The following is an 18,201-nucleotide window of genomic DNA, read 5'->3' on the forward strand; positions in this document are numbered from 1 at the left end:
GCTGCGGTGAGTGAAAACAGCCAGTCCAGCTTCGGTCCCGCCACGGGCGTCGGCTCCCTCCCGGGGGACGACGCCCGCGAGGCCGTCAAGACCGCCACGGGCACCTTCGAGGACTTCCCCTTCCTCCCCGAACTGCCCGCCCGAGGCCCCGGCGCCGACATGATCGGCCGCACCGCCGGGATGCTCGTCGAGCTGTACGCGCGCGTGGAGCCCAGCGGCTGGCGGCTGGGCGACCGGCCCGGACGCGACACCAAACGGGCCCGCGCCTGGCTCGGGGAGGACCTGGACGCCCTGGAGGAGTTCACGCAGGGCTACCAGGGGCCGCTGAAGGTCCAGGCCGTCGGCCCGTGGACGCTCGCCGCGGCCCTCGAACTCCGGGGCGGCGAGGCGGTCCTGTCCGACGCCGGCGCCTGCCGCGACCTCGCCGCCTCGCTCGCCGAGGGCCTGCGCCTGCACCTGGCGGAGGTGCGGCGCCGCGTGCCCGGCGCCCGTGTCGTCCTCCAGCTCGACGAGCCCTCGCTCACCGCCGTCCTGCGCGGCCAGGTACGCACCGCCAGTGGTTACCGCACCCACCGTGCCGTGGACCGCCAGGTCGTCGAGGCCACCCTGCGCGACGTCGCCGGGGCGCACGGCGGCGACCCCGTCGTGGTCCACTCCTGCGCACCGGACGTCCCCTTCGCCCTGCTGCGCCGGGCGGGCGTCGCGGGCATCTCCTTCGACTTCTCGCTCCTCACCGAGCGTGACGACGAGGCGCTCGGCGAGGCGGTCGAGTCGGGCACCCGGCTCTTCGCCGGTGTCGTGCCCGGCACCGACGGCCCGTTGTCAGACCCTGCCGGTAGCGTCATGGGTGTCAGGACGCTGTGGCGCAGGCTGGGGCTGCGGCCGGAGCTGCTCGCGGAGGCGGTCACCGTCACCCCGTCGTGCGGACTCGCGGGCGCTTCCCCCGCGTACGCCCGCCGGGCCCTCGCCCAGTGCGTCCGGGCGGCGAGATCCCTCGCGGACAACCCAGAGTAACGGGAGGACATGCCGGTGGCCGGCGACAAGCAAGCGGAGACGACAAGCGTGCCCGCCGAGGCGCGCGAGAAGCACGCGCAACTCGCTGAGCAGATCGAGGAGCACCGCTTCCGGTACTACGTGAAGGACGCCCCCGTCGTCAGCGACGCGGACTTCGACCGGCTGCTGCGCACCCTGGAGGAGCTGGAGGAGCGCCACCCCGAGCTGCGCACCCCCGAGTCCCCGACCCAGAAGGTCGCCGGCTCCTACGAGACCGAGTTCACGGCCGTCGCGCACCCCACGCGCATGCTCTCCCTCGACAACACGTTCAACGACGAGGAGCTGGCCGCCTGGACCGAGCGCATCGCCAGGGAGCTGGGCGAGCAGGAGTACCACTTCCTGTGCGAGCTGAAGGTCGACGGACTCGCCGTCAACCTCACCTACGAGCGTGGCCGCCTCGTCCGCGCGGCCACCCGCGGCGACGGCCGCACCGGCGAGGACATCACGCCCAACGTGCGCACCATCGCCGAGATCCCCGAGCGCCTCAAGGGCGACAAGGTCCCCGACCGCGTGGAGATCCGCGGCGAGGTCTACTTCCCGATGGAGAAGTTCCAGGAACTCAACGCCCGGTTGAACGAGGCGGGGGACAAGCCCTTCGCCAACCCCCGCAACGCGGCCGCCGGTTCCCTGCGCCAGAAGGACCCGCGCGTCACCGCCACCCGCCCGCTGCACATGGTGGTCCACGGCATCGGCGTCCTGGAGGGCTACTCGGGCATGACCCGCCTCTCCCAGGCGTACGACCTGCTGAAGACCTGGGGCCTGCCCACCTCCCCGCACAACAGGGTGGTCGACGGCCTGGAGGGCGTACGCGAGTTCATCGCCCACTACGGCGAGAACCGGCACTCCGTGGCCCACGAGATCGACGGGGTCGTCGTCAAGCTCGACGAGATCCGCCTCCAGGGGCGGCTCGGCTCCACCGCCCGCGCCCCCCGCTGGGCCATCGCCTACAAGTACGCGCCGGAGGAGGTCAACACCAAGCTCGTCGACATCAAGGTCGGCGTCGGCCGCACCGGCCGGGTCACGCCCTACGCGCAGGTCGAGCCGGTCACCGTGGCCGGCAGCGAGGTCGAGTTCGCCACGCTGCACAACCAGGAGGTCGTCAAGGCCAAGGGCGTGCTCATCGGCGACACCGTGGTGCTCCGCAAGGCCGGCGACGTCATCCCGGAGATCCTCGGACCGGTCGCCGACCTCCGGGACGGCAGCGAGCGGGAGTTCGTGATGCCGGCGGAGTGCCCCGAGTGCGGGACGCCGCTGAAGGCGATGAAGGAGGGCGACATCGACCTGCGGTGCCCCAACGCGCGTGCGTGCCCCGCCCAGTTGCGTGAGCGGGTCGCCTACCTCGCGGGCCGGGAGTGCCTGGACATCGAGCACTTCGGCGGCGTCGTGGCGGCCGCGCTGACCGGGCCGCTGGAGCCCGCCGAGCCGCCGCTGGTGGACGAGGGGGACATCTTCGACCTCACCGTCGAGCAACTGCTGCCCATCAAGGCGTACGTCCTCGACCAGGACAGCGGACTGCCCAAGCGCGATCCGAAGACCGGCGAGGAGAAGATCGTCACGGTCTTCGCCAACAAGCAGGGCGAGCCGAAGAAGAACACCCTCGCACTGCTCCAGCACATCGAGGAGGCCAAGACCACCCGCCCCCTCGCCCGTTTCCTCAACGGGCTCTCCATCCGCCACGTCGGGCCCGTCGCCGCGCAGGCCCTGGCCCGCGAGTTCCGCTCACTCGACCGCATCGAGCAGGCCACCGAGGCGGAGTTGTCGAACACCGACGGCGTCGGCCCGATCATCGCCACCGCCCTCAAGGAGTGGTTCGCCGAGGAGTGGCACCGCGAGATCGTGCGCAAGTGGAAGGCGGCCGGGGTTCCCCTTGAGGACCGGTCGAGCGGCGAGGACGAGGGGCCGCGCCCCCTCGAAGGGCTCACCGTCGTCGTCACCGGCACCCTGGAGAACTTCACCCGCGACGCCGCCAAGGAAGCCCTCCAGGGCAGGGGCGCCAAGGTGACCGGATCGGTGTCCAAGAAGACGTCGTTCGTCGTGGTCGGTGACAACCCCGGGTCGAAGTACGACAAGGCGATGCAGCTGAAGGTGCCGGTTCTGGACGAGGACGGTTTCACCGTCCTGCTCGAACAAGGAGCCGAAGCGGCGGCCGACGTCGCACTTTCGGCTGAGGAATAGCGGTTGAAGGCCACCCGATCGGCGCATATCAGATGCATAAGGGTGGCCGGGTCGCATTCGGGCAACCGTCGACGACCGGTGCCCCTGGAAGCCTTCCGCGGCCTACTGTTGAGGTGTGCACCTGCCGTGCCCAGCCGCGGTCGGGGCACCCCCTGCCGCGAGGGACAGGGACAGGGACAGGGGCAGGGTCTTCCAACGCGGAGCCGTTGATGGTTGTCGGGCGTCCGACCGCGTGGCGTGGGCACCGCAGGCTGTGAGAGGGACGGGAATGGAACCGACCGAGAGCGCCGCCGCGGGCTCACGGCTGCGCCTGCGTCGCATGACGGACGCGTGGCACGCGGGCCGGTGGGTGGGGCTACGCGCGGGTGGTGCCCTCTATCCCGCGGCGAGCGTCCGCGGATCGGTGCCGCCGGTCCCGGGCCACGCCCCCGGCCTGTCCGGCGCCGAGAGCGAACGGCACCCGTCCTGGCCCGCGTTGCCCGCGGCCGTCGTCGCGACCGCCGCCTTCGTGCTGGGCGCCGGGTTCTACCGGGCGTTCACCGGCGGCCACGCCCTCTTCCCGGACGGCACCGCCGGGTGGTCCCTCGCCGTACTGGCCGGCGTCGTCGTCGGCCACCTCGTCATGCTCGGCCGCTCCCGCTGGTGGGGCGGTACCGGCTCCGGCGCCGCCCTCACCCTCGCCGTCCTGCTGCTGTACGGCTGGCTTCCGGCCGGCATGGTCAGCCTCACCGTCGTCGTCCTGGTCGGCATAGCCCGCCGGGGCCGCTGGCGGCAGGGCGTCCTGCACGGCGCGGTGGACCTCCTCGGCGTCGCCGCGGGCGCCCTGCTGCTGGGCGTCTGCGGCTCCGTACCGTCGGTGGAGGAGCCCTGGGACCCCAACACCTGGGGCGTGTACGCGGCGCCCAAGGTGGTGCTCGTCGCCGCCGCCTATCTCGCCGTCACCCGCGGCCTGTTGTGGTACCTCCAGACGCCCCGCCCCGGTCTGAGCACCGTTGCCCGCACCGCCCTGGTCAGGCACGGCCTGGTCGCCGTCGCCCTGCTCGGCATAGCCCCGCTGATCTGCGTCGTCGCCGTCGCCAAGCCGCTGCTGCTGCCGCTGTTCGCCATCCCGCTGATCGCCCTCGACTCCACCCTGTGGATCGCCCGCGCCCGCGCCGAGGAACAGCTCCGCGACCCCCTCACCGGACTGCCCAACCGGCAGTGGCTCCTGGAGCGGACCTGGACCGCGCTGGACGACGCCGAGCGCATCGGCGCCCGCACCGCCCTGATGCTGATCGACCTCGACCGCTTCCGTTCGGTCAACGACACCCTCGGCCACCTCGCCGGCGACCGGCTGCTGCTTCAGACCGCCGACCGGCTGCGGCAGGCCCTTCCGCGCGGGGCGGAGGCCGCGCGGCTCGGCGGCGACGAGTTCGCCGTCTTACTGCCCGTCGCCGACTCCACCACGTCGGCGACCCGGATCGCCCGGGGACTCGTCGCCGCGCTCAGCTCCCCGATGGACCTGGACGGACTCACCCTCGTCCTGGAGGCCAGCGCCGGCGTCGCCGTCTTCCCCGACCACGCGCTGGACGCCGAAGGACTGCTGCGCCGCGCCGACGTGGCGATGTACCAGGCCAAGCGGGACCGTACGGGCGTGGAGGTCTACGAGTCCAAGCGGGACTCCAACACCCCGGACCGCCTCGGCCTGCTGGGCGACCTGCGCCGGGCCCTGGACGCCCACGAGGTCCAGCTCCACTACCAGCCCAAGGTGCGGTTCGACGGACAGGTCGCCGGCCTGGAGGCGCTGGTCCGGTGGGTGCACCCCGAGCGCGGCAAGGTCCCGCCGGACGAGTTCATAGCGATCGCCGAGTCCTCCGGGCTGATGCCCCACCTCACCGAGTACGTGCTGGAGACGGCGCTCGAACAGGTCGCCCAGTGGCGCTCGCAGGGACTCTTCGTGCCGGTCGCGGTCAACGTCTCCCCGCGCGACGTCCACACCCCCGGCTTCGCGGGCTCGGTGGCCGCCCGGCTGGCCCGGCACGGAGTCCCCGCGGGAGCGCTCCAACTGGAGATCACCGAGCACGTCCTCCTCGAGGACCCGCAGCGCGCCGCCGACACCCTCAACGCGCTGACCGGGCACGGCGTGAAGATGTCCCTGGACGACTTCGGCACCGGCTACTCCTCCCTCGTCCATCTGCGCAGGCTCCCGGTCAGCGAGCTGAAGATCGACCGCTCGTTCGTGGCCCGGCTGGCCGTGGATGCCGAGGACGCGGCCATCGTGCGCTGCACCGTCGACCTCGCCCACTCGCTCGGCCTGCTCGTCGTCGCCGAGGGCGTCGAGGACGACGAGACCTGGGAGGGCCTGCGCGACCTGGGCTGCGACGCCGTACAGGGGTGGCTGGTCGCGGCGGCGATGCCGCCGGAGGAGACGACGGCGTGGCTGCGGGCGCGGGGGTCGCGGGGGTGGCAGCGGCCCGCGCCGGCGCTGCCGGCTGCCGCCGGGGACGACCCGGGGCGGGCCGGGTAGGCACGCCGGTGCCATGGTTCGGCCGTCGGTCGGGTGCGGCTTCGTCGTGGCTGGTCGCGCCCGCGCGGCGGAGCCGCTGATCGACACAGCCCCGCGCTCCTTTGCGGCGCTCCCGCGCCGTATCCGGGGCGCTGAGGGAAACCGTTTAACGTGCACGAGGTCCCGCCCCATAGGATTGGGCCAAACCGACTTGCCCGTAGAAACACACTCACCCCAGAGGAACGCTGCATGCCTGGCATCACGCGCGAGGAGGTCGCCCACCTCGCCCGGCTGGCGCGTCTGGAGCTGAAGCCCGAAGAGCTAGAGCACTTCGCGGGACAGCTCGACGACATCATCGGCGCGGTCGCCCGCGTCAGCGAGGTCGCCGACCAAGACGTACCGCCGACCTCGCACCCGCTCCCGCTGACGAACGTCATGCGGCCGGACGAGGTCCGTCCGTCGCTCACGCCCGAGCAGGCGCTCTCCGGCGCCCCGGCCCAGGAGCAGCAGCGTTTCAAGGTGCCGCAGATCCTGGGGGAGGAGTAACCGCCATGAGCGACATCATCAGGCTCACCGCGGCCGAGATCGCCGCGAAGATCGCCGCCGGCGAGCTGACCGCCGTCCAGGTCACCGAGGCCCACCTGGCCCGCATCGAGGCCGTCGACGAGAAGGTGCACGCCTTCCTGCACGTGGACCGCGAGGGCGCGCTGGCCCAGGCCCGCGAGGTCGACGCCAAGCGCGAGCGCGGCGAGAAGCTCGGCCCGCTGGCCGGCGTCCCCCTCGCGCTGAAGGACATCTTCACCACCGAGGGCATCCCGACCACCGTCGGCTCGAAGATCCTCGAAGGCTGGATCCCGCCGTACGACGCGACCGTCACCAAGCGCCTCAAGGCCGCCGACGTCGTCATCCTCGGCAAGACCAACATGGACGAGTTCGCCATGGGGTCCTCCACCGAGAACAGCGCCTACGGCCCCACCGGCAACCCCTGGGACCTCACCAAGATCCCCGGCGGTTCCGGAGGTGGCTCCTCCGCCGCCCTCGCCGCCTTCCAGGCCCCGCTCGCCATCGGCACCGACACCGGCGGTTCCATCCGCCAGCCCGCGGCCGTCACCGGCACGGTCGGCGTCAAGCCGACCTACGGCGGCGTCTCCCGCTACGGCATGGTGGCCTTCTCCTCCTCCCTCGACCAGGGCGGCCCCTGCGCCCGCACGGTCCTGGACGCGGCCCTGCTGCACGAGGTGATCGCCGGGCACGACCCGATGGACTCCACCTCCGTCGACGCCCCGGTCCCCGCGGTCGTCGAGGCCGCCCGCAACGGCAGCGTCGGGGGCATGCGCGTCGGCGTCGTCAAGCAGTTCCGCGGCGAGGGCTACCAGGCCGGCGTCATCCAGCGCTTCGACGAGTCCGTCGAGCTGCTGAAGTCGCTGGGCGCCGAGATCGTCGAGCTGGACTGCCCGTCCTTCGACCTGGCGCTGTCGGCGTACTACCTGATCGCGCCGTCCGAGTGCTCGTCCAACCTCGCCCGCTTCGACGGCCTGCGCTACGGCCTGCGGACCGGCGACGACGGCACGCACTCCGCCGAGGAGGTCACCTCCCTGACCCGCGAGGCCGGCTTCGGCCCCGAGGTCAAGCGCCGCATCATGCTCGGCACGTACGCCCTGTCGAGCGGGTACTACGACGCCTACTACGGCAGCGCGCAGAAGGTCCGCACCCTCATCAAGCAGGAGTTCGAGCGGGCCTTCGAGCAGGTCGACGTGATCGTCTCCCCGACGACCCCGACCACCGCCTTCCCGATCGGCGAGCGCGCCGACGACCCGATGGCGATGTACCTGGCCGACCTGTGCACCATCCCCACCAACCTGGCGGGCAACGCGGCCATGTCGCTGCCCTGCGGCCTCGCCCCCGAGGACAACCTGCCGGTGGGTCTGCAGATCATCGCCCCCGCCATGAAGGACGACCGCCTGTACAAGGTCGGCGCCGCCGTAGAGGCCGCCTTCGTGGAACAGTGGGGCCACCCGCTGATCGAGGAGGCACCGTCGCTGTGAGCGCACTGACCAAGGCAAAGGGCTTCAAGAAGTCCCGGTCCGGCCTGTACGTCTCGATGGCCACGTCGGCGTTCGGCGCCGTCGGGGTCTACAAGCAGATCAAGAAGGCCCGTGGTGACAACGACACGCTGCGGCTGCTCGACGCCGTCGTCACGGGCGCCGCGGTCGTCACCAACCTCGCCATCCTCTACCGCGAGCTGAAGCGGCTCGGCGACGACGACGTCCTGCTGGGCTGAGAGGGAAGTTTCACCGTGACCACCACGACCGACCTGGTGTCGTACGAGGACGCACTCGCGTCGTACGACCCCGTCATGGGCCTCGAGGTCCATGTCGAACTCGGCACCAAGACCAAGATGTTCTGCGGCTGTTCGACCGCGCTCGGCGCCGACCCGAACACCCAGACCTGTCCCGTCTGCCTCGGCATGCCCGGCGCCCTCCCGGTCGTCAACGCGACCGGCGTCGAGTCGGCGATCCGGATCGGTCTCGCGCTGAACTGCGAGATCGCCGAGTGGTGCCGATTCGCCCGGAAGAACTACTTCTATCCGGACATGCCGAAGAACTTCCAGACCTCCCAGTACGACGAGCCGATCGCCTTCGACGGCTACCTCGACGTGCAACTGGAGGACGGCGAAACCTTCCGCGTCCAGATCGAGCGCGCCCACATGGAGGAGGACACCGGCAAGTCGACACACGTCGGTGGCGCGACGGGCCGTATCCACGGCGCCTCGCACTCCCTGCTCGACTACAACCGCGCCGGCATCCCGCTCATCGAGATCGTCACCAAGCCGATCGAGGGAGCGGGCGAGCGCGCCCCCGAGGTCGCCCGGGCCTACGTCCGTGAGCTGCGCGAGCTGATCCGTGCCCTCGGCGTGTCCGAGGCCCGCATGGAGATGGGCCAGATGCGCTGCGACGTCAACCTGTCGCTGCGCCCGCACGGCCGGGAGAAGTTCGGCACCCGCAGCGAGACCAAGAACGTCAACTCGCTGCGTTCCGTGGAGCGCGCGGCCCGCTTCGAGATCCAGCGGCACGCCGCCGTGCTCAACGACGGCGGCACCATCGTCCAGGAGACCCGCCACTTCCACGAGGACACGGGGTCCACCACCTCGGGCCGCGTGAAGGAGGAGGCCGAGGACTACCGGTACTTCCCGGAGCCCGACCTGGTGCCGGTGGCCCCCACCCGGGCGTGGGTCGAGGAGATCCGGTCCACCCTGCCCGAGCTGCCGCTGGTGCGCCGCAACCGGCTCCGCGAGGAGTGGGGCATCTCCGGCAACGACATGCAGTCCATCCTCAACGCCGGAGCACTGGACCCGATCGTCGCCACGATCGACGCCGGAGCCGACGCGACCTCCGCCCGCAAGTGGTGGATGGGCGAGCTGGCCCGCAGCGCCAACGAGTCGGGCAAGGGGCTCGACGAGCTGGCGATCACGCCGGTCCAGGTCGCCCGCGTCGCCGAACTGGTGACGAAGGGCGACCTGAACGACAAGCTGGCCCGCCAGGTCATCCTGGGCGTCCTCGCCGGTGAGGGCACGCCGGACGAGGTCGTCGACAAGCGCGGCCTGAAGGTCGTCTCCGACGAGGGCGCGCTGACCGCCGCCGTCGACGACGCCATCGCCGGCAACCCGGGCGTCGCGGACAAGATCCGCGGCGGCAAGGTGGCCGCGGCCGGCGCCCTGGTCGGCGCGGTCATGAAGGCGACCCGGGGCCAGGCGGACGCGGCCCGCGTCAAGGAGTTGATCCTGGAGAAGCTGGGCGTGGCCGAGGGCTGAGCACCGGTACACCGAGAGCCATGGGGGGACGCGCCGGCCACGGCGCGTCCCCCCATGGCCGTTGTTGTGAATAAGCCCACTAAGTCCGCAAACGATCAATTCTGCCTGCAAGAGTGATTCCGCATTGCTCATGCGTTCTTTGCGGGCCGTTCACACCATGGACGACTGCCCCCGGTCAAAGATCCACAATCAGACACCTGGGAGCACGTTCGTGGCAGCCCTCGCACGCTGGTGTGTTCGACGTCGGCTCATCGCCGTCCTGCTGTGGCTCCTCGCCCTCGGCGGCGTGGCCACGGCCGCCGCCGTCACGGGCTCCGCCTACTCCAACGACTACGCGATCCCCGGCACGGACTCCGACCGCGCCTCCCGGCTGCTCGCCTCCGGCTTCCCCGGCCTCGACGGCGAGAGCGACACGGTCGTCTGGCACACCACGGACGGCACCGTCCGCGCCCCCGACGTCGAACAGGCCATGACCGGCACCCTGGAGCGCATCGCCGAACTGCCCGGGGTGGCCGCGGTGACCAACCCGTACGACGACCCCGACTCGCCCCGGATCAGCGAGAACGCCCGCACCGCGTACGCCACGGTCACCTTCGGGGACGCCTCCCGGGACATCGACGCGGGGGAGGCGCGGGCCGTGGTCGAGACCGCCGAGGCGGCCGAGACCGACGGGCTCCGGGTCGAACTGGGCGGCGGCGCCGTCGCGCTCACCGAGTCGGCCGGCAGCCACCTCGCCGAGGCCGTCGGCGTGGCCGTGGCCGCGGTCGTGCTGTTCCTCGCCTTCGGCTCCGTGGCCGCGGCCCTGCTGCCCATCGCCACCGCGCTGGTCTCCGTCGGCACCGCCTACGCCGGCATCACGCTCCTCGGTCACTTCATGACCGTCGCCGACTTCGCGCCCATGCTGGGCACCCTCATCGGACTCGGCGTGGGGATCGACTACGCCCTGTTCATCGTCACCAGGCACCGGCGCGGACTGAAGCGCGGCCTGTCCGTCACCGAGGCCGCCGCCAGTGCCGTGGCGACCACGGGACGGGCCGTCGTCTTCGCGGGTGCGACCGTTTGCATCGCGCTGCTGGGCATGTTGATCCTCCGGCTCAGCTTCCTCAACGGCGTCGCCGTCGCCGCCTCGCTGACCGTGCTCCTCACCGTCGCGGCCTCCGTGACCCTGCTGCCGGCCCTGCTGTCGTACATCGGCCCGCGGGCGCTGAGCCGGCGTGAGCGGCGCCGCCTCGCGGAGCAGGGGCCCGAACCCGAGGTGACGACCGGCTTCGCCGCACGCTGGTCGGCCCTCGTCGAGCGGCACCCCAAGCTGCTCGGCGCCGTCGCCCTCGTCGTCATCACCGTGCTCGCGCTGCCCACCCTCGATCTGCGCCTCGGCACCTCCGACCAGGGCAACGACCCCCGCTCCTCGACCACCCGCCAGGCCTACGACCTCCTCGCCGACGGCTTCGGCCCCGGCGTCAACGGCCCGCTCACCCTGGTCACCGACGTCCGCGGCGCCGAGGACCGCCTCGCGCTGGACAACCTCGACGCCACCCTGCGCACCACCGAGGGCGTCTCCTCGGTGGCTCCGGTGACGTACAACTCGGCCGGCGACGCCGCGTACCTCACCGTCGTACCCGAGTCCGCCCCGCAGTCCCGGGACACCAGCGACCTCGTCGAGCGGCTGCGCTCCGAAGTGCTGCCGCGTGCCGAGGCCGGCACCGCGCTCGACGTGCACGTGGGCGGCGTGACGGCCGGTTACGACGACTTCGCCGAGGTCATCGTCGGCAAGCTGCCCCTCTTCGTCGGCGTCGTCGTCGGCCTGGGCTGCCTGCTGCTCCTGCTCGCCTTCCGCTCCGTCGGCATCCCCCTCAAGGCGGCCGTCATGAACGTCGCCGCCGTGGCCGCCGCCTTCGGCGTCGTCGTGGCGATCTTCCAGTGGGGCTGGGGGAGCGAACTGCTCGGCCTCGGCAGCGCGGGACCGATCGAACCCTTCCTGCCCGTGATCATGGTCTCGGTGCTCTTCGGGCTCTCCATGGACTACCAGGTGTTCCTGGTCAGCCGGATGTACGAGGAGTGGCTGGAGACCGGCGACAACCGCCGTGCGGTCCGGGTCGGGCTCGCCGAGACCGGCCGTGTGATCAACTCCGCCGCCGTCATCATGATCTCGGTCTTCCTCGCCTTCGTGCTCAGCGGCGACCGGGTGATCGCCATGTTCGGCATCGCGCTCGCCGCCGCCGTGGCCCTGGACGCCTTCGTCCTGCGCACGCTGCTGGTGCCCGCCCTGATGCACCTCCTGGGCCGCGCCAACTGGTGGCTGCCGCGCCGCCTGGACGCCGTACTGCCGCGCATCAGCATCGAGCCGCCCGAGTGCCGGGCCGCCCATGAGAGGCTGGCCGCTGCGACGGACGCCGAGGTGGCGGACGTTCTCGCGGAGGAGGAGCGGCAGCGGGATGTACGCGATATCACTGGGTGACGACGGCGCCGAACTGCGCCCCCTGGAGACCTGGCACGCCGAGGAGTTCCTGGCCCATCTGGACCGTGGCCGGGACTTCATCACCGAGCACATTCCCTTCGGGGCGAAGGCCACCGACGTCGACTCCGCGCGCGAGGTGCTCCAGGCGTACGCCGACCGGCACGCCGCCGACAGCGGCTTCCTGCACGGGCTGTGGCTGGACGGCAAGCTCGTCGGCGGCCTGCTCTACCGCGTCTTCGACGCCGCCACCGGCGTCTGCGAGATCGGCTGCTGGCTGGAGCCCGCCGGAACCGGCCGCGGCCTGGTCACTCGCGGCGCCCGCGTCCTGATCGACTGGGCCTTCGACGAGCGCGGCATGCACCGCGTGGAGTGGCACGCCTCCTCGGCGAACACCCCGAGTGTCAACGCCGCGCGGCGACTCGGCATGATGCGTGAGGGTGTGCTGCGCGAGAGCTTCCCCTACCGGGGTGCCCGCCAGGACATGGAAGTGTGGGCGGTCCTCGCGCCCGAGTGGCGTGAAGCACGCGCGCGTGCCGCTCACAGGGATCATTAAGGGACCTCTCAGACAGCGTCCGTACGGTGCGAGGCATGGGAACGAAGACAGTGGACGAGACCGGCGTGAAGACCGAGGACAAGACGGACGCGGTGGCCGAGGCGCCCGAGGCGCCCGAGAACGCGGAGGTCGAGACCGCCGACGCCGTGAACGACGAGGCAGTGGAGGACGACGCCGTCACCGGTGCCACCGAGAACGAGGGCCCCACCGGCGTCGGCCAGGGCGCGGGCGCCGTCGTCTCCGCCGGACTGGGCATCGTCTCCCTGACCGGCAGCTGGGTCGGCACCGTGGCCTCCGCGCGCGAGTCGCTGATCGGCCAGCTCCAGTCGACGTCGTCCTCCGACGTCGGCGCGCTGATCGAGAAGGGCTACGGCAACGCCTGGCAGGCCACCGCGATGTGGGGCGGCATCTTCGCCCTGGTCGCCCTGATCGTCGGCGTCGTGGTGCTGGCCCGCCCCGCGTTCGGCGCGCCCGGCCGGCCGCAGGCCCCGTGGATCAAGTCGGTCGCCTGGGCGGGCGTCGGCCTCGGCGTCATCGGCCTGCTGCTGGCCGTCCTGAAGTACACGGACATCCTTCTCGGCCTGCCGTCCGCCGGCTGACCCGGCTCTCTGAGGGGTCTTAGGACATGGGCGCGCACCTGGCGCCGTCCCTAAGGCCCCTCACGCACGTCTAAGGCCCCGCCCGGCGCCGAAGATGCGGCACTTGCCCGATGTGGCGGACCCCCCTGGGAGACGAAGGTTGAGGCATCGCGGAGAGCGAAGCCGAAACCGGCCTCACACCAGGGAAAAGGGACACACCATGTTCGAGTACGAGATCCACCGGAACCGTTCCGCCGAACTCATCCGCCGCGCCGACGAGGCCCGGCTGGCCCGCGAGGCCGTCCAGGCCCGTCGGGCCGAGCGCCGCCAGGCCCGGCACGACGCCGCCGAGACGGAGAGCCATACGCCGCGACAGCGCCGGCACCGGTTCGCCCGGGTCGCGTGAACGGGGGGACCGGGGAGGGAGGCCGCACGGCCTCCCTCCCCGCCGTCGTCTCCGTGGCCGTCCCGCCAACCGGTGCTCCGCTGTCGGACCCGCGTGCGATGCTCTGGTCCGTGGAGACCAGGTCCGTGAGTCCCGTGTTCGTCGGTCGCGCCGGCGAACTGGACACCTTGAAGGACGCGCTCGGTCGCGCCGACGCCGCCGAACCGCAGGCCCTGCTGCTCGGCGGCGAGGCGGGCGTCGGCAAGACCCGCCTCGTCGAGGAGTTCGCCGCCGGCGCCGGCCGGCAGGGCGCCGTCGTCGCGCTGGGCGGCTGCGTCGAGATCGGCGCCGACGGGCTGCCCTTCGCGCCCTTCTCCACCGCGCTGCGCGCCCTGCGCCGCCACCTGCCCACGGAGCTGGCCGCCGCGGCCGCCGGACAGGAGGAGGAACTGGCCAGGCTGCTGCCCGAAGTGGGCGAGGCCACCCCGGGCACCGGCGGCCGGCACGACGAGGAGAGCATGGCCCGCCTCTTCGAACTCACCGCCCGCCTGCTGGAGCGCGTCGCCGCCCGGCACACCGTCCTCCTCGTCCTGGAGGACCTGCACTGGGCCGACGCGTCCACCCGCCACCTGATCGCCTACCTCTTCCGCACCCTGCGCACCGGCCGCCTGGTGGTCCTGGCCACCTATCGCTCCGACGACATCCACCGCCGCCACCCACTGCGCCCGCTGCTCGCCGAACTCGACCGGCTGCGCACCGTCCGCCGCCTCGAACTGGGCCGCTTCACCCGCGACGAGGTGGGCCGTCAGATCGCCGGCATCCTCGCCCAGGAACCCGACCCGCTCCAGGTCGACGAGATCTTCGAACGCTCCGACGGCAACGCCTTCTTCGTCGAGGAACTCGCCGTGGCCGCCCACGAGGGCAGCTGCACCGGCCTCACCGACTCCCTGCGCGACCTGCTCCTGGTCCGCGTGGAGGCCCTCCCCGAGAGCGCCCAACGGGTGGCCCGGATCGTCGCCGAGGGCGGCTCCACCGTCGAGTACCGGCTGCTCGCCGCGGTCGCCCGGCTCGCCGAGGACGACCTCATCGAGGCACTGCGGTCCGCGGTGAACGCCAACATCCTGCTCCCCGCGCCCGACGGCGACGGCTACCGCTTCCGCCACTCCCTGGTCCGCGAGGCCGTCGGCGACGACCTGCTGCCCGGCGAGCGCTCCCGCCTCAACCGCCGCTACGCCGAGGCTCTCGACGCCGAGCCCACGCTGGTGCCCGCGACGGAGCGCGTGATGCGCCTGGCGAGCTACTGGTACCACGCCCACGACGCCGCGAAGGCCCTGCCCGCCGTCCTCGACGCCTCCGTCGAGGCCCGCCGCCGCCACGCCTACTCCGAACAGCTCCGGCTGCTGGAGCGGGCCATGGAGCTGTGGGACTCCGCCCCCGACGACGTACGCGACACGCTGCGCCCCGTCGACTACACCGAGGTCTACCCGCCCTGCGGCTGCGACCCGGCCACCACGCCCCTGCGCTACCTGGACCTGATGGCCGAGGCCGCAGTCGCCGGACGGCTGTGCGGGGAGCGCGAACGCGCGATGAAGATCACCAAGCGGGCGCTGCGGCTCCTGGAGGACGAGCCGGACACGGGGGCCGGGCCGGGCGCGAGCGGCCGGGACCCGCAGCGCGCCGCCTGGTTCTGGACGCAGCGCTCCCTCCTGGTCCAGGCCCAGGGCCGCGGCGACGGCTGGCGCGAGCTGGGCATCGCGCAGGAACTGGTCCGCGGCCTGCCGCCCTCCCAGGTGCACGCCGAGGTCCTCGCCATGGCCGCCAACTGGCAGATGCTGCACAGCCCGGGCCCCGGCGCGGTGACCGCCGCCGAGCGGGCCGTGGAGTACGCGCGCATGGTCGGCGCCGACGACATCGAGCTGAACGCCCGGCTCACCCTCGGCGGCCTGATGGTGGACGCCGGGCACATCGAGGCCGGACTCGCGGAGATGTTCCAGGTCAGAGACTTGGTGGTGGCGCAGGGACGCTCCCCCGCGGTGGCCCGCAGCCACGTCAACCTGCCCTCGACACTGGAGAGCCTGGGCCGGTCAGAGGACGCCATCGGCATCCTGCGGGAAGGCATCGACCTCACGCGCCGGATGGGACTGCTGGACTCCGAGGCCTGGGTCTGGGGCAATCTCGCCGAGTCACTGATCTCCCTGGGCCGCTGGGACGAGGCGATGCGGGCCGCGGACATGGCCGCCGCCCCCGGCCGGGGCCCCGCACCGCGCGGCGGCGCCGCCCTCAAGCGGGCCGTCGTCAGCCTCGCCCGCGGCGAGCGCGCCGAGGCCGCCCGGCTGCACGCCGAGGCCCGCGCCGCCTACGGCACCCACGACCCGATGCCGCAGCACCACCTGCCGCTGGCCGCCCTCACCGTCGGCATCGCCGCAGCCGACGGCCGCCTCCCGGACGCCCGCGCCGAGCTCGGCCGCATCCTGGAGGCGGGCTTCCCGCCCGGCACCCAGCGCTACGGCTGGCCGCTGCTGCTGTCCGCCGCCGAGGCGGAGGCCGACGCCCGCACGCTGCCGGCCGCCGACGAGGGCCGGGCCGAGGTCCTCGACCGCATCGCGGCCGCCGCCAAGTCCCTGACCACCGGCGTCCCCGTCTGGGAGGCCCACGAGAAGTGGGTCCGCGCCGAACTGCACCGGGCCCGGGACCAGGACACCCCGCAGACCTGGTCGGAGGCGGTCACCGCCTTCGAGCGCCTGGAGCGGCCCTACGATCTCGCCCGCGTCCGCCACCGGCTGGCGGGCGCGCTCCTGGCCACCGGCGGCGAGGACGAGCGCGCCCGCGCCACGGAGCTGCTCCGCCTCGCCGGCACCGTCGCCGAACACCTCGGCGCCCGCCCGCTGGCCGACGCCGTCGCGCTGCTCGCCCAGCGTGCTCGCCTCACCCTCGGCCACCGCACGGGCCCCGACACCGCCCCCGCCGATCCGGCCGAGGCCCTGGGCCTCACCGGCCGCGAGCGCGACGTGCTGCGCCTGGTCTCCGACGGCCGCACCAACCGCCAGATAGCCGAGGAGCTGTTCATCTCGCCCAAGACGGCCAGCGTGCACGTCTCCAACATCCTGGCGAAGCTCGGCGTCTCCGGCCGTGGCGAGGCGGCGGCACTGGCCCACCGGCTGGCGCTGTTCCCCGCCGAACGGCTCACGTCCGGTTCGACGGAGTGACGCTTACGCTGTAAGGGACGCCGAACGACGGAGGCACGCGTGTTCAACGCATTCGACGAACTGTTCTCCCCCGGCCGCAAGCACACCCGCGACGAGCAGAACCGCCTGGAGCTGACCCGCGAGGACGTCGGTGACGGCGACCCCGGCCGGGGCCCGATAGACCTCGGCTCGGGCCGGGTCGTCGTCCACCCGCCGCACCTCGAGGAGGCCGCGAAGCCCGCGCCTCCCGAGGAGGAGTGACAGCCCCTAGCTCACCTCCAGCTCCAGGATCCGGTCGTCGTCGCCCTTCGCGTCGCCCCGGCCGTCGGTGTTGCTGGTGACCAGCCACAGCTTGTCGCCGCCCGCCGGGGCCACCGTGCGCAGCCGGCCGTACTCGTCCTCCAGGAACGCCTGCGGGTCGGCCGAGGTCTCCGTGCCCTTCAGCGGGATCCGCCACAGCCGCTCGCCGCGCAGCCCCGCCATCCACACCGAGCCCGCCGCGTACGCGATGCCGCTGGGGGAGGCCTCGTCGGTGCTCCACTGGGTCACCGGGTCGTGGAACCCGGAGCCGCCGCCCTCGCCCTCCGCCTCCGGCCAGCCGTAGTTGTCGCCCGGCTTGATCGCGTTCAGCTCGTCCCAGGTGTCCTGGCCGAACTCCGAGGCGAACAGGCGCTGCCTGCCGTCCCAGGCCAGCCCCTGCACGTTCCGGTGGCCGTAGGTGTACACCGGGGAGTCGGGGAAGGGGTTGCCGGGCGCCGGTTCGCCGTCCGGCGTCATGCGGAGGATCTTGCCGCCCAGGGAGTCCTTGTCCTGCGACAGCCCGGTGTCACCGCTCTCGCCGGTGCCCGCGTAGAGCATCTTGTCGGGGCCGAAGGCGATCCGGCCGCCGTTGTGGATCACGCCCTTGGGAATGCCCCGGAAGACCGTGTCGGGCGCCCCCAGCTGCTCACCGGCCGGCTTCTTCTCGTCGTACAGCATGCGCACGATGCGGTTGTCCGAGGCGGAGGTGTAGTACGCGTAGATCATGTGGTCCGAGGCGTAGTCGGGGGAGAGCGCGATGCCCAGGAGGCCGCCCTCGCCCGACGCGGAGACCCCGGGCACCTCGCCCAGCTCCGTCTTGTCGCCGTTCTTCTCGGAGACGCGCGTGATCGTGGCGTCGTCGCGGGAGGAGACCAACAGGTCGCCGCCCGGCATTGGGGCCAGTCCCCAGGGGCTGTCCAGTCCCGTGGTGACCGTACGGAGCACCTTCACGGAGCCCTTCGCCGGCGGCGTCTCCTCGGCGGCCGGTCCGGACGGCGAGGACCGCGCGGTCGTGGTCGCGGAGGAGGCGCCGCCGTCCGTGTCCGACGGGTCCCCGTCGCCGGAGGAGCAGCCGGCCGTCAGCAGGAGGGCGGCGGCGGCCAACACGGCCGACACGGCTCGACGTTGCACGATCATGGTCCCTTCGACGCGGCGGGTTCTTCCCTGTCATACACCGCACGGGCCTTCCAGGTTCCCGATCGCCGCAACCCGAACCCG

General features: G+C 72.5%; 14 protein-coding genes. 13 read left to right on the plus strand and 1 reads right to left on the minus strand.

Annotation, left to right across the window (positions count from 1 at the left end; genetic code table 11):
• Positions 1–6: 6 nt before the first annotated feature.
• From OIE75_RS26245 to OIE75_RS26305, 13 genes are all read left to right on the plus strand, one after another.
• Complete coding sequence (locus OIE75_RS26245; protein WP_329472288.1) at positions 7–1,014, plus strand: methionine synthase; 1,008 nt, start codon at positions 7–9, stop codon at positions 1,012–1,014.
• Positions 1,015–1,023: 9 nt separating this feature from the next.
• Complete coding sequence (ligA, locus tag OIE75_RS26250) at positions 1,024–3,228, plus strand: NAD-dependent DNA ligase LigA (RefSeq protein ID WP_307015223.1); 2,205 nt, start codon at positions 1,024–1,026, stop codon at positions 3,226–3,228.
• Between the two features lie 268 nt (positions 3,229–3,496).
• On the plus strand, positions 3,497–5,734 hold the full coding sequence (locus OIE75_RS26255; protein ID WP_329472289.1) for a putative bifunctional diguanylate cyclase/phosphodiesterase: 2,238 nt from the start codon (positions 3,497–3,499) through the stop codon (positions 5,732–5,734).
• 228 nt (positions 5,735–5,962) lie between these two features.
• Complete coding sequence (gatC, locus tag OIE75_RS26260; RefSeq protein WP_003973500.1) at positions 5,963–6,259, plus strand: Asp-tRNA(Asn)/Glu-tRNA(Gln) amidotransferase subunit GatC; 297 nt, start codon at positions 5,963–5,965, stop codon at positions 6,257–6,259.
• 5 nt (positions 6,260–6,264) lie between these two features.
• Positions 6,265–7,758 (plus strand): Asp-tRNA(Asn)/Glu-tRNA(Gln) amidotransferase subunit GatA, encoded by a 1,494-nt coding sequence (gene gatA / locus OIE75_RS26265; protein WP_329472290.1) that lies wholly within the window; start codon positions 6,265–6,267, stop codon positions 7,756–7,758.
• On the plus strand, positions 7,755–7,994 hold the full coding sequence (locus tag OIE75_RS26270) for a hypothetical protein (RefSeq protein ID WP_055421828.1): 240 nt from the start codon (positions 7,755–7,757) through the stop codon (positions 7,992–7,994). Before gatA ends, OIE75_RS26270 begins: the two co-directional genes overlap by 4 nt.
• Positions 7,995–8,009: 15 nt before the next feature.
• Positions 8,010–9,524, plus strand: a complete 1,515-nt coding sequence (gene gatB, locus OIE75_RS26275) for an Asp-tRNA(Asn)/Glu-tRNA(Gln) amidotransferase subunit GatB (RefSeq protein WP_307015226.1) — start codon at positions 8,010–8,012, stop codon at positions 9,522–9,524.
• A gap of 211 nt (positions 9,525–9,735) precedes the next feature.
• Entirely contained in the window at positions 9,736–11,982 is a 2,247-nt protein-coding gene (locus tag OIE75_RS26280; protein WP_329472291.1) for an MMPL family transporter, read from the plus strand.
• A complete protein-coding gene (locus tag OIE75_RS26285) occupies positions 11,960–12,535 on the plus strand; it encodes a GNAT family N-acetyltransferase (RefSeq protein WP_122617616.1) in 576 nt (191 codons plus the stop codon). Before OIE75_RS26280 ends, OIE75_RS26285 begins: the two co-directional genes overlap by 23 nt.
• 35 nt (positions 12,536–12,570) lie before the next feature.
• Positions 12,571–13,134 carry a hypothetical protein gene (locus OIE75_RS26290; protein WP_307015228.1) on the plus strand — a complete coding sequence of 188 codons (564 nt, stop codon included), beginning with the start codon at positions 12,571–12,573 and terminating at the stop codon, positions 13,132–13,134.
• A 199-nt stretch (positions 13,135–13,333) separates the two neighbouring features.
• The gene (locus tag OIE75_RS26295; RefSeq protein ID WP_307015229.1) at positions 13,334–13,519 is read left to right on the plus strand and encodes a hypothetical protein; all 186 of its coding nucleotides are present in this window, start codon (positions 13,334–13,336) and stop codon (positions 13,517–13,519) included.
• 98 nt (positions 13,520–13,617) lie between these two features.
• Positions 13,618–16,704 (plus strand): helix-turn-helix transcriptional regulator, encoded by a 3,087-nt coding sequence (locus OIE75_RS26300; RefSeq protein WP_307015230.1) that lies wholly within the window; start codon positions 13,618–13,620, stop codon positions 16,702–16,704.
• Between the two features lie 39 nt (positions 16,705–16,743).
• The gene (locus OIE75_RS26305) at positions 16,744–16,944 is read left to right on the plus strand and encodes a DUF6191 domain-containing protein (protein WP_329472292.1); all 201 of its coding nucleotides are present in this window, start codon (positions 16,744–16,746) and stop codon (positions 16,942–16,944) included.
• 6 nt (positions 16,945–16,950) lie between these two features.
• Here the strand turns inward: OIE75_RS26305 and OIE75_RS26310 are convergent, their stop codons facing one another.
• Entirely contained in the window at positions 16,951–18,120 is a 1,170-nt protein-coding gene (locus tag OIE75_RS26310) for a PQQ-dependent sugar dehydrogenase (protein ID WP_329472293.1), read from the minus strand.
• Between the last annotated feature and the right edge of the window lie 81 nt (positions 18,121–18,201).

It is taken from the genome of Streptomyces sp. NBC_01723 (assembly GCF_036246005.1).
In the GTDB taxonomy this organism is placed as follows: Bacteria; Actinomycetota; Actinomycetes; order Streptomycetales; family Streptomycetaceae; genus Streptomyces.

Coding starts and splice junctions, on each gene's coding strand:
- gatC (WP_003973500.1), top strand. CDS start 5,963: ATGCCTGGCATCACGCGCGAGGAGGTCGCCCACCTCGCCCGGCTGGCG.
- OIE75_RS26290 (WP_307015228.1), top strand. CDS start 12,571: ATGGGAACGAAGACAGTGGACGAGACCGGCGTGAAGACCGAGGACAAG.
- OIE75_RS26295 (WP_307015229.1), top strand. CDS start 13,334: ATGTTCGAGTACGAGATCCACCGGAACCGTTCCGCCGAACTCATCCGC.
- OIE75_RS26255 (WP_329472289.1), top strand. CDS start 3,497: ATGGAACCGACCGAGAGCGCCGCCGCGGGCTCACGGCTGCGCCTGCGT.
- ligA (WP_307015223.1), top strand. CDS start 1,024: ATGCCGGTGGCCGGCGACAAGCAAGCGGAGACGACAAGCGTGCCCGCC.
- gatA (WP_329472290.1), top strand. CDS start 6,265: ATGAGCGACATCATCAGGCTCACCGCGGCCGAGATCGCCGCGAAGATC.
- OIE75_RS26310 (WP_329472293.1), bottom strand. CDS start 18,120: ATGATCGTGCAACGTCGAGCCGTGTCGGCCGTGTTGGCCGCCGCCGCC.
- OIE75_RS26300 (WP_307015230.1), top strand. CDS start 13,618: ATGCTCTGGTCCGTGGAGACCAGGTCCGTGAGTCCCGTGTTCGTCGGT.
- OIE75_RS26285 (WP_122617616.1), top strand. CDS start 11,960: ATGTACGCGATATCACTGGGTGACGACGGCGCCGAACTGCGCCCCCTG.